At 34.1% G+C, this 12,326-nt stretch carries 12 protein-coding genes; all 12 read left to right on the top strand.

Annotated features, from left to right (window positions below):
• On the top strand, positions 1-242 hold a 242-nt coding region (locus FS666_RS12290), incomplete at its 5' end, for a hypothetical protein (RefSeq protein ID WP_222119363.1).
• Positions 243-2,474, top strand: coding sequence for a VirD4-like conjugal transfer protein, CD1115 family (locus FS666_RS12285; RefSeq protein WP_144460320.1), 2,232 nt, complete (start codon positions 243-245; stop codon positions 2,472-2,474).
• 24 nt (positions 2,475-2,498) lie between these two features.
• On the top strand, positions 2,499-3,203 hold the full coding sequence (locus FS666_RS12280; protein ID WP_144460322.1) for a flagellar assembly protein FlaJ: 705 nt from the start codon (positions 2,499-2,501) through the stop codon (positions 3,201-3,203).
• 28 nt (positions 3,204-3,231) lie between these two features.
• On the top strand, positions 3,232-3,480 hold the full coding sequence (locus FS666_RS12275) for a YdbC family protein (RefSeq protein WP_144460323.1): 249 nt from the start codon (positions 3,232-3,234) through the stop codon (positions 3,478-3,480).
• Between the two features lie 20 nt (positions 3,481-3,500).
• Positions 3,501-4,712, top strand: a complete 1,212-nt coding sequence (locus tag FS666_RS12270; RefSeq protein WP_144460325.1) for a CpaF/VirB11 family protein — start codon at positions 3,501-3,503, stop codon at positions 4,710-4,712.
• Positions 4,709-5,473: a hypothetical protein gene (locus FS666_RS12265; RefSeq protein WP_144460327.1), complete on the top strand. Its 765-nt coding sequence runs from the start codon at positions 4,709-4,711 to the stop codon at positions 5,471-5,473. Before FS666_RS12270 ends, FS666_RS12265 begins: the two co-directional genes overlap by 4 nt.
• 20 nt (positions 5,474-5,493) lie before the next feature.
• The gene (locus tag FS666_RS12260; RefSeq protein WP_144460328.1) at positions 5,494-5,916 is read left to right on the top strand and encodes a hypothetical protein; all 423 of its coding nucleotides are present in this window, start codon (positions 5,494-5,496) and stop codon (positions 5,914-5,916) included.
• Between the two features lie 176 nt (positions 5,917-6,092).
• Entirely contained in the window at positions 6,093-6,272 is a 180-nt protein-coding gene (locus tag FS666_RS12255) for a hypothetical protein (protein ID WP_144460330.1), read from the top strand.
• Positions 6,273-6,334: 62 nt separating this feature from the next.
• A complete protein-coding gene (locus FS666_RS12250; RefSeq protein ID WP_144460332.1) occupies positions 6,335-6,922 on the top strand; it encodes a WxL domain-containing protein in 588 nt (195 codons plus the stop codon).
• Positions 6,923-7,061: 139 nt separating this feature from the next.
• Positions 7,062-9,842 carry a DUF6273 domain-containing protein gene (locus tag FS666_RS12245; protein ID WP_144460334.1) on the top strand — a complete coding sequence of 927 codons (2,781 nt, stop codon included), beginning with the start codon at positions 7,062-7,064 and terminating at the stop codon, positions 9,840-9,842.
• Positions 9,843-9,871: 29 nt separating this feature from the next.
• The gene (locus FS666_RS12240; RefSeq protein WP_144460335.1) at positions 9,872-11,095 is read left to right on the top strand and encodes a WxL protein peptidoglycan domain-containing protein; all 1,224 of its coding nucleotides are present in this window, start codon (positions 9,872-9,874) and stop codon (positions 11,093-11,095) included.
• Positions 11,096-11,218: 123 nt separating this feature from the next.
• Positions 11,219-12,313: a DUF262 domain-containing protein gene (locus FS666_RS12235; RefSeq protein WP_144460337.1), complete on the top strand. Its 1,095-nt coding sequence runs from the start codon at positions 11,219-11,221 to the stop codon at positions 12,311-12,313.
• Positions 12,314-12,326 lie beyond the last annotated feature (13 nt).

Below are 12,326 nucleotides of genomic sequence, written 5' to 3'. Positions count from 1 at the left end.
AATTTCATGGCAGAGGTGGATCAAAAAGATGGCACAACTGGGTCAATTGCATGGCTGTAATCATGAAGCATGTTAATGCTCGAATCATACCTGATCCAGTGCCTAAAATAGATAAATATAAAACGTTTCCTGAATTTAAACATTCTTTAATGAACAGTAGAGAAAAGGAAAATATCGTAGGTAAATCACGCTGTGAAAAAACACAGGGTGATTTTTTTGTCTCGGAAAGAGAGGGTGGATGAATGAGGGAAAGTGAATTCTTTGAAAAGTATACGAGCAAAAAAACCATTGCGGTAATTATTCTTGTGATATTATTTCTTTCGTTTTTTGTTGCAAATTTTTTGCTGGCTTTTTTGCAAGAAGTAGGCAAAGTCCTTGTAACAATGATGGATAATCCCGATGAAAATATTTCATTTTCATTAAATTGGCAAAGCGTGTTTGTTTTTCAACCTAAAATAATAGAATTTTATATTGCATTTTATTTTGTTCTTGGAATCGGGTTAATCAAGTTTATCTATAACATCAAAATGAACTATGACAGCCTAAATAAAGGACAACATGGTACTAGTGAATTTGAGAAGGTAAAAGAACTAAAAAAGCAATATAAAATTATACCTGCTAAGAAAGAAGAGTATGACGGTAGTGGTGGAGTAATCATTTCAGGACTGCAAGAGAAGTACAGACCATATAGATTGTTGATTGACGAAGGTCCAATTCATACTATGGTTATTGGAATTACCCGATCCGGAAAAGGTGAAACTTTTGTTTTCCCTATGATAGACGTTTTGAGTCGGGCGAAAGATAAACCATCCTTGGTAGTAAATGACCCAAAGGGGGAGCTTGCGGGGGCTTCTTATGAAACATTAAAGAATCGTGGGTATGATGTACATGTTTTTAATTTAATTCAACAACACATGGGTATGGGATTTAATCCGTTACAATTAGTTGTAGATGCTTGGAAGAAAGGTAATCCGAGCTTAGCACAACAATATGCCAATAGTATTGCTTTTAGTTTATATCACGATCCCAATGCAAAAGATCCGTTTTGGAATGACTGTGCAATCTCTTTAGTGACAGCAATCATATTAGCGATTACGGAAGATGCTGTTAAAACGGGCAAGGAAGAAAAAGTTAATATGTATTCTGTTGCCAACTTCCTGGCCAGCAAAGGTAGTGATAACGATGAAGAAAGTGGAACAAATGCATTAGATGAATTTTTCCAAGCAAGAGAAGATAATACACCTGCTAAAAATATGTATGCGACAAGTAACTTTGCAGGTGGAAATACACGGGGAAGTATCTTTACAACTGCTATGTCTAAATTGCAAATTTTTACGTTAGAGCCTAATGCAAAATTGACGAGTTATAACAGTTTGGATTTAACGGATGTTGGTTTTGGTGATAAACCTGTTGCTATATTCATGGTTACTCCTGATTATGACCAGTCAAACCATGTTTTAGCTAGTATTTTCGTGAGTCAGTTATACCGAGTGAATGCTGAAAAAGCAACAATGAGTCCATCGGGAAAAATGAAAAGACATGTTCATTTCTTGCTTGATGAGTTTGGAAACATGCCTACTATTGAAGGTATGGCTGGAATGGTTACGGTAGGAGCAGGTAGAGGGTTTCGTTTTCACCTAGTCGTTCAAGCGTATTCTCAAATAAAATCCCAATATGGGGATGAGGCAGATACGATTATCGGAAACTGTTCCAATCAAATTTATATCCTAACGAAAGATAAACAAACAGCCGAACAGTATAGCGCATTAATCGGAACGAAAACCATAACAGATATTAGCCGAAGTGGAAAACTGCTATCAATGGATAAGTCGCATAGTGAAGCAGTTAAGGAAAGACCCCTTATGATGCCTGATGAACTCATGCAATTAAAAGAGGGTGAGTCAGTGGTCGTTCGAGCGAACAAAAGGCAGGATAATAAAAGAAGAAAAATTGTTCCAAAACCTATATTTAACACAGGTGTGACAGCGCATAAATTCCGATGGGAGTATTTGGCGGATGATTTTAATAATAGTAAATCAATATTAGATCTGCCTTTAATGTCAACTACCTACCATGATTTAGATTTATCTCGAATTGTATTTACGGCTAAAGGTGAAGGTGATATGTATGTTCCGATGATCGATATTATGCCAAGTGAAGAATATCAAAATATGAAGCGTATGTTCCTTACATTTGTGTCTCAATCAAGTAGAAAGTTTCCTTACGTAGAGGAATTTGACGATTGGACTTTCTTACACTTGATGAGTTATATGGTATACGAATTGCGTTTGCCCATGAATATTGCAGAAAGGTTTTTAACCATTGCGAATAAATATGTTCCTGATCGCCTGATTAATTCGTGGAGAGAAGAATTGCGTAAGGTTGCTCCTGTTCCTACTTCAAGAGTGCGGAGAAAGAGTCCAAATTCGGTTCGTGAAGAATTGGAAAAACTAAAAGAAGAAGAGGGTAACTGATAAATGGGAGGGATTGGATAATACATGTTTACCGAAATAATTAAGGAAAGCTATATAGATGCCTATTTGGATTATTTTAAAAAAGATAAAAAAAGTTTTAGGATAACACGATTAATTTACGGATTCGTGTTATTTTTTATTTTTGCTGTCGGCTTTTTAATCATGCAAAAACCTTTATGGCTTCTTCTCACTCCACTTGCTTTTTATGTGGGATATAAGTTGCCTTATTTTAGTTTAATTAGTTTGAAAAAAAATGAAGAGTTGCGGACTTCTTTTTTATTCCCGCAATTTCTCCAAAGCTTCATGGGGTTGCTCTCTTCATCAGGTAACATCTATCAAACATTAAAGGCAACAATTCCGTATACAGGAGAGCCTTTAAAACGTGAACTGGAAAAGTTAGTAAAAAATATTGAAAAGGACAATCACCGAGATTATTACATTGCCTTTGCCGAATTTGTCGGTACAAATGAAGCTTACACCATCATGGATATGATTTATCAATTCAGTGAATATGGAGTCAAAAAAGATACCTTACATGACTTACGAGATTATATTCAAGGGCTGGATGAAAACAAGGTCAATGAACTAATTGAACGAAAGATGATGTCGGGAGAAAAGTATGGATATATGTCTATTTTTATTTCTCTGTTTTTGCTCTTGGGATATGCAGGTGCAATCTTGTTCTATTACTTAGGAGATATAATGGATGCATTAAAAGTAGTTATGTAGAAGTTTAAGAAGAGAGGGGGGTACATTCTTGAGTGAAAATAAAAATGATGCCGTGACAATAATTAAACATATTGCGGTGTTAAGAGAGGGGAAAAATGGATGGACTCAAGAATTAAATATTGTTAGTTGGTATGGAAAGGAAGCGAAATATGATATTCGTTGGTGGTCAAAAGATAAATTGGATAGTGGTAAGGGTATAACGCTTCGACATGATGAAATGTTAGTTTTAAAAAATGCGATTATTGATTTGCCTGAACACTTTCAAACAATGGCTTAAAAAGAAAGGGATGAGAAAAGATGAATAATAAACGGATACAAGAAATAATCGATCATTCGTTTTTAAAGGTTATGCTTCAAGATGATGCGATTACCGATATACGTTTTAATGGTACACATTTATGGGTTCAATACAATGATAAACCATATCAAATGGCATCAATTCAGCCAAAAGAAGAAGAAGTTAGACGTTTAGTAAAGTCAATGGCAATGGAGCAAAAAAAAGACATTACGGATAGTGAACCGATCCTTGATACAGATTTTGAATATTTGCGGATAAATGCAGTACACGAATCGGTCAGCCCTGACGGGACTACTCTTGCTGTTCGTGTATCAAGACCACGACTTGCCGTAAGAAACATACAAGAAATGCTACCGAAAATTTCTTACGAAAAATCCACTCCAATTGTGGTTGATAAAACGGAAATCAATAAAAATCCAGTTGCATCTTTGTTAAAAGTGCTGGTTTTAGCAGGAAGCAATATTATGATTTCCGGGATTACAGGAACGGGTAAGACGGAATTACAAAAACTCTTAGTCGGTCTTATTCCTAACAACCAAAAAATTAATTTACTAGAAGATACTCGGGATAGCCATATCAAAGCACTATACCCTGATAAAGATATTATGAGTTGGCAAACATTAACATCAGAAGATAGAGAAAAGAAAGTCACGATGCAGGATTTAGTTAAAGCGAGTTTGAGGAACAATCCTGACTGGATTATTGTTGCGGAAACTCGTGGGGCAGAGTCGTCTGATATGTTAGATGGTGCCAAAACGGGTCATTCGATTGTCACAACAGTACATGCGAAAAATGCTATGCGAATACCTTCTCGCTTTATACCAATGATTAAACAGTCACCTGCATACCAAACGATAGATGAGCAGATTATTGGCAAAGAGATCACAGAATTGTTTCGATTTGGTATGCATTTGCAGTTGGAATTCGTTAACAATAAAGCGATCAGGAGAATCAAAGAAATTGTGGAATATACCGATTATACACCATCAGGTGTTGTCGGAAGGCACTTATACAAATACCAAGAAGTTTTTGATCCGAAGAGTAAACTATATGTGCCCAAAGAAACAATAAATCCATTGTCGAATGAAACGCTAACCATGTTAGAAGATAAAAAATTATTCCATTTATTGCCCGATGAATTTATTAAATCGGATTACAAAAAAGTTTGGAATGGGGTAACAATCGAAAGTGGAGGTAAGGTTCACGGATGAATAATAAAAAAATGACAAAGAAAGAACTGTTTAAAGAGTTGAAGGTTCTTTTTTTGGGATGGGAAATCCTATTATATACTGTGTTATTATTTGCAGGTCATTTAGGATTGTTTTACTTCCTAACTAAAAGTATGTTGTTTTCGATTATCACTGGATTAGTCGGAACAGCATACTTTTTCTTTGTATTCGTATATCCCAACCGTAAATTAAAAACGCACGAATACCACTTGAGTGAGTTATTAAAATATGTGACAAATATGATTTTCTATTTACGAACAGGAAGTAACGTACTTCATGCTTTAAAGGCAACAAAAAACACAGTTGATAAGCATATCCAAAAAGATATACAAAAAACAATCGAAATTTTAGAAAGTAAAGAAGCAAGATTGGAAACAGAACATTTCAGAAAATACAATTTTAGTTCTCTTGACCAATTTCACCAAAATTTGATGATTAAATACGAACGTGGTGGAGACAGTACCGAATTGTTTAGTCATATTCAAAAGAATATTATTTTTGAATTAAAAAAGCGTGATGAGTTGCATAAGAAACGTAAAAGCTGGGCAACTCACGTATATACTGTCCTTGGGATGGTTGGGGGTATGATGGTTATTTTGCGTATCAACGCTCCTTTTTTATGGGATATATTTTTAGAAATGCGTGCAATTAGTTTTACTGTGATTGCTATTACGTATTTGTTAATCTTGATAAATTTATATTTGTTACAAAAGAAAAACTTAGATATATCAGTAAGATTATAACTAAGAAGGGAAGATAAAATATGCTAAATAGATATTCAGCTAGAATTGAACCTACTATTTATAAGGAAGTACCTGAATTTATTGCAGACTTCGTTATGGTAGATAAACAAAACCAAGAGGAATATCGTTTGGGTATTTTAAATGGTGATTATGAAGATAGGGATGATTTATATATCTGTCCTCAAGATATAAATATGGGTGTCGATTTATCCGATTTAGATGAAAATTTAACCGTAGTTTACATGTATGATGTTTTATCCGTTGATAAGTATAGAAGGTTACAAGAATGTTTTTATGACAGACTAGGAGAGAAGGATTCAGTTATTTTTTTAGATCCTGAAAAAGATTTAAACATTGATTTAGAAGAATATATTAGGGATGAAAGGATAGGTAAAGAACAAAGAGCAACAAGGAAGAACAGGGAGCAAATTATGGAAAGATGAATTATATGATTGGGAAGTAAAGCTACATAACATACGTTGTGTGGCTTTTTTATATGGGAATTGAGGTTTTTAAGGCAGGTTCGACTCCTGTTGTTCCCAAGAAGTTCATAATTGATTTTGAAAAACTTCTAAAAGCTGGCTTTTAGAAGTTTTTCTTTAGAAGGGGGTGAAAGACATTGGATAGCCATAAAGGAGCAATCACATTGATACTTGTTGTCTTAATCATCTTTGGAATATTTGTTTCATTTGCAACAGGTGTGTTCGATCCTATCATGACAAAGATTAGCAATGGTTTTAACAACATGGTAGATAGTGTCTTTAGTGGTTCAGGTATGAATTGGGGAGGTGCTAAGTAACAAATCTACAATTCTCTTATGGTTGAACAAACCTATAGACATTTAATAATGGAGGTCAATTGATGTTGAAGAAATTTTCAAAGAAATTATTTGGGGTAGGTTTAGTATCAGTTATGAGTTTATCTTTTGCGACAGGAGCATTTGCTGATACAAAATCAAATGAGGTTGATGTAACAATCAAAAGTGGTGAGTTTTCTTTAGCTACATCAGATATTGAATCATTTGGAGAAATTGAGTTAAAATCCACTCCACAAACCTATAAAACATCTTTTAACGACAAATTTACTGTGAAAGACTTGCGTGGAACACAAGCAGGTTGGAGGGTAGATGTTTCAGCTAGCCAATTTACTGATGGTACAAATACACTGCCTAAAGGAACGTTAAGTTTAGAACCTGTATCTAGCATTAAACGTGTTGGTACAGGTCAGGGTGCTTTGCCTGTAAAGACCATGGATTCAAACAAGGTGATTGATGATGGAACGGTCGCTGTTGTTAAAGCCGATACGGGCGGTGGAATGGGAGTGTTTGATTTTGAATTTCCAAAAAATGCACTTTCCATAGTAGTTGATCCAACTACCGCAAAAGTTTTAAACGGAAGCAAAGCGACATATCAATCCACTTTGAAATGGGATTTAGTACAAGCACCATAACATTAGAAAAGAGGATGGATTTAATCTGTCCTCTTTTATTCTTACTACACGTTCATTATTGCTCTTTCTATGGTTAGAAATGTAGAAAAACATTTTGATTATAGAAAGTGTAATAAAAAAAAGAAAGGTTGTGGTTAAAATGAAAAATATTACCATTAGCATAATGGCTTTTTTATTAGCACTTCCACTACCTGTTAATACCCAAGGACATAGCGAAAACATAAAAGAGGTAGAGGTGGTGGAAGCTGATATAGAAGAAGTAGAATCCAATATAGAAGAAAATAATAAAGAGGTTTCAACGCCGATTATGGAAGGTTCGACTATAAAAGATAGGAAAATAGAAAATGTAGGGGATGCAAGTGAAGAAAGTAAAGAATTTCAAAAAGAGGAAGTATTACAAGATGAAAACTCCATCCAAGAACAGATAGTGAAAAACGAAAAAACAGCCAAAAGTAATATTTCTTCATTTAGTATTCCCAATCAAGAAGAAATGCCTTTAGGTGATGATAGAATTAGAGATGGGGCAAGTTATTGGGCAACTTCTAACATTAGAGAGTGGTTAAACAGTGATCAAAAAAATGTGAAATATACTAATATACCCCCTGATTACAAAAATGAATCAGGTTTTTTATATGAATTTACTGAATCGGAAAGAAATGCAATAGCTGTAACTAAAAGACGTTCAATCTTAGTTGGAAAGGACAATAGAGTTCGTGATGGTGGAATAAAAGCATTAGCAATTTTTCCTGATGGTGGAGCCAATACATTTAAATACATGAACCATGCGATACGTGATTTCAACGTCAATTGGAAGGATTATTACTATCATAATGTCAACGACAAAGTATTTTTGTTAAGTCCTCATGAAATACATTTTTATATCCAGCAAAAGGGCATTAGTTTAAGGAAACAAGATACAAATGGAATATACAGAAATTGGTGGTCAACAGCTAATTTGTGGAATGGAAATCATGAGCAACCACTCTTTATTGACTCAAATGGGTTTATAGGGCGAGTAAGAACGAGTACTGAACAAGGAATAGTGCCTGCGATTCATTTAAAACCAACAACTATTTTAAATGGCAAAAAGGCACATGAATTAACTATAGGAGAAAAAGTTACTTTTGGAAAATATAATAATCAGGCTATACAGTGGATTGTTATTAACAAAACGCCAGAAGGATACCCTTTATTGTGGTCAGAAAGGATATTAACTCAAAAACAGTACCAAAAACAAGGGGATAAGGTTTACCGATATTCTGAAAGTATATACTTTGCAAAAGAGGATATAAGCATCTCTGATGATTTGAAAGTTTACAATAAGTACGGGGATACGAACCCCCCTAAATTATATGTGACAAATAGGCAGGAATTAGATGAACGAAAAAATGCTAACTTTATGTTGTATCTAAAGGCAGAAGATGAAAGCGGAATAGAAAAGATTATTTTGGATGATGGAACGGAAATTAAAAGCGATCATGCTAGTGTGTTAATAGAACAAAATAAAAATTATTATTTTCAGGCTGTTGACAAAGCAGGAAACTATACAGGAATTATGATTCCAATAAATAATCTTAATCCTCCTGCTACTGTTGATATAATCCCTTCCCACCAAGGTTGGACAAATCAAGATGTAAAAATAAATATAGAAGCATCCAATGATTTTGAGGATTATCAAACTAATAAAGTTCAATTGAGTAGATTCTCACAAAATTTTCATACTTACCCAAATAAAATTTCGTATGCACACAAAAGAATTAGAATTTCCGGTGAAGTTGAATTAATAAAAGCTGATCGACCCGTTGACGATTACCGGATTGGTGTCTCTGTAACATATACACAAAGGACACCATTGGTAGATGGCTATATAATCGGAACTACTTATCCAATACAGTATGTAGCCAAGTTATCCGAAATAAAAAATAAGCCTAAAAAATTTGATGTAATTATGACAGTGGGAAATGATTATTATAACAATCTTCAAGTAGGAGTCAGATACGATTATCCCCAAGTATGGAGTGTTCATCCATATACGGTCGAGTTCAGAAATTTAAAATATGAATTACTTGATGTAGAGGATTTTGAAATCAAAAAAATAACACTGCCATCAGGGGAAGAGATTTTTGATAGAAGATACACTTATACAGCAACAAAAACAGGTACGTATAAATTTGATGTTTTAGATAACAGAGGGAAAATAACTAGTAAAAGTATCGAAGTAAAAATCGACAAGGTAAAACCTAACCTATCTATCCAGCCAAGTACAACCAAAATTACGCATGATGATGTGGTCTTAAATGTTACCGCAACTGACGAAGGTGGCAGTGGTGTGAAGAGAATCAAAAGTCCTAATGGACAATGGGTAAATAATAATAAAGCAAGTTATACAGTTAAAGAAAATGGGTCATACACATTTGTTGTTGAAGATCATGCAGGAAACCAATCAAGTAAATCATATACAGTGACCAACATTGATAAAACAATATCATTTGAAAAACCCGCCGTTTCCAGTTTTGGAAGTATTATTTTGAAAGATAAGCCTGAAACCATATCAACGGATGTTACACCAATTTTAATCAAAGATTGGCGTGATGGAACGAATCAATGGAAGTTAGATGTAACAGCTACTCCTATGAAATTAGTCGGGGAATCATTCACCTTACCAAAGGGTTCTATGAAATTAAAGCCAGTAGCTTCCATCAATCGGTTAGATGGTAATGGTTCATTGCCAAAGAAAGGATTTGAAGAAACACAACACATTGATAACGGAAAAATTACGGTTTTACGAAGTAATCAATCAAGAGGGGAATTCAGTGTTGTCTTTCCGAAAGAAGCACTCGAACTATTGATTGATCCAACAACAGCCAAAAAAGGAAAATATGAATCTACATTAACATGGGATTTAATATCAGCACCGTAATTTATTCATGTGAGTGAAGGAGAAAAAACATGAAAAAAATATTAAGTTTGAGTGTCCTCTTTCTATTAATGATGGGGGGCTTTTTTACTTCTAAAAATGTAAGTGCAAGTGAAGGTGGGTTACCATATCTTGTAGAACCTATTTTGCCAGCAAACCAAGATAAAGGTATTGAACATTACATCTCTGTATCACCAAAAGACAATTCATTAAAACAAGAATTTGAATTTCTAGTTACAAATAAAACAAATAAAAAACAAACCATAAATGCGAAAATGTTAAATGCCTATACATCAACTAATGGAGGTATCCAGTATACAGCAGAAGAAACTGAACACAATGTAATAATTGATGAAAAATATGAAATGCGAAATTATGTTCAAGTACCAAAAAAAATTGAATTAGATGGTGGAGAGAGTAAGATTGTTCGATTAAAAGTTAATATGCCTAAAATGGAAGGCACTATTTTGGGAGCAGTGGCTTTCCAAGGTGAAGGGGAGGTCGAAGAATCAAATAATAAGGGTGTTTCGTTTGAAATTAAAAATGAAATCAATACAGTTTATGGGATTGCGGTTAATTTCCCAACAACAAAAAATTATTCTTTTAAAATCGGGAAGCCGTTTCTTGAACCAATGCCAAGCTATTATGCCGTTAGATTGCCTATAACAATGGACAGTCCTTTATTGTTAAAGGATGTTCAAATTGATTATGAGGTAGAATTTAAAGGAGAAAAACTGTTCTTTTCCAAAGAGAAAATTGATTTTGCACCAATGACTAAAACAAACTTTAGTATTCCTTTTGATTATGAGGAAATTGAACAAAACAAACCCTATATTTTAAAGGGAACATTAACATACAAAGATAAGGATGGGGTTGAACAGACTATGGACTTTAAATCTCAATTTGAATATACCGTTAAGAAGGATAAGAACGACAACAAAATAACGAAAGTTTTAAAAGCACCGATTGAAAAGGGAGGATTCCCTTATTGGATCTTACTATTATTCCCTGTGATCGGGATTGTTGTTTATATGAAAAAGAAAACTAAATATTTTGTTTTGCTTACTGATGAACAACCAAGTTTAATTATTGATAAGGAAAGTCCTAACTTTGACAAACTTCAACCGAAAAATAAAACAGCTAATGACCATAATTATAAGTTTGTCCATTACTATACAAAAAAGCAAAGTGAACAAAATGGCGAATATTATTATGCCTATCACAAAACCATAAACAACAAAAACGATAGAGTGTAAATCCTAAGATTAAAGAGTAACAATTTCTACCGACCAATACCTCTCAAAGAATTTAACAATCTTTCGTAAATTTTTCCTTTTTTACGATATAATAGAAGGAAAAATGGATAGAGGGGGATTGGGGTGGAAATTAAAAATATAAGTTGGAATGTCAAACAGCTTGTAACTATGAGTGATAAGGGTAAAATAAAATTTGACTATCCCATACAACGTTCAGGTGGTCAATGGAAGCACCTACAACAGTCGTATTTGATCCATTCACTTGCTCAAAACTATCCTATTCCACCAGTTTACTTTCTCGGCGTAAAAGAAGAAGTGATGGTTGAGAAAAAAGGTGAAGTGAAACGTGAAATAGTTGATCTTCGATACGTGTTGGATGGAAAACAGCGAATTTTGACTATGAAAAACTTTGTAGAGGGCTTTTTCAGACTTCATGAAGATACTCCCGAAGTAACTATTGATGATGAAAAGTTTGAAATAGCGGGGAAATTCTATTCAGAATTGGATGAAGAAGTTCAGGATATGATTATATCTCGAACAATTGTTACCTATACAATAGATGGCGAAACGGCTACCGATGAAGAAATAGAAGATTTGTTTTTTAGGATGAACAATGGTCTGGCACTCACAACACAACAAAAAGCCAAGGCACTAATGGGTGTTGAATGGGCGAAACGACTGAATGAACTAGGACAACACAAATTGATTCAAGAATATAGTTCTTTTTCAAAGACACAATTGAAAGCTGACAGTCATCTAACTGCGATCATTCAAACGATGATGATGCTCGATGATTCGTATGAGTATAAGGATGTTACCCAAGGAACCATATCGGATTATTCAAGCACATTTAAGGATGATCCTGAACGAAAACGGGAATTGCTAGAAAAAGTGCAACAGGCAATGGACTACTTGGCAGAAGCTTTCGACAGAAAGGAAACTTTGCTCTTACGAAAGGTTCATTTCCCGATGACACTCATAACAGCCATAAAGGCAAAAGAAATGGGTGTATCGGGTGACGAGTTTAATGAATGGGCTTTTGAATTTAAAGAAGCATTTAAACCTTCAAAAGAAAATGCTTCAATACTTCTTGAAACTGATTATGAAAAATATACAGGTGCAGGTTCAACTAAAAAGGAGAAAGCAGTTGGTAGGATGAACGAAATGCTTCGTCATATGGAAAAATATATGAAGTTATACAATAAAAGATTTAAATAGATTAAATGTTTCA

The organism is Siminovitchia fortis (assembly GCF_007681465.1).
Lineage (GTDB): Bacteria > Bacillota > Bacilli > Bacillales > Bacillaceae_C > Siminovitchia > Siminovitchia fortis.
The sequence above is the reverse complement of the archived record's forward strand: the minus strand, read 5'-3'. Positions and strand labels throughout refer to the sequence as shown.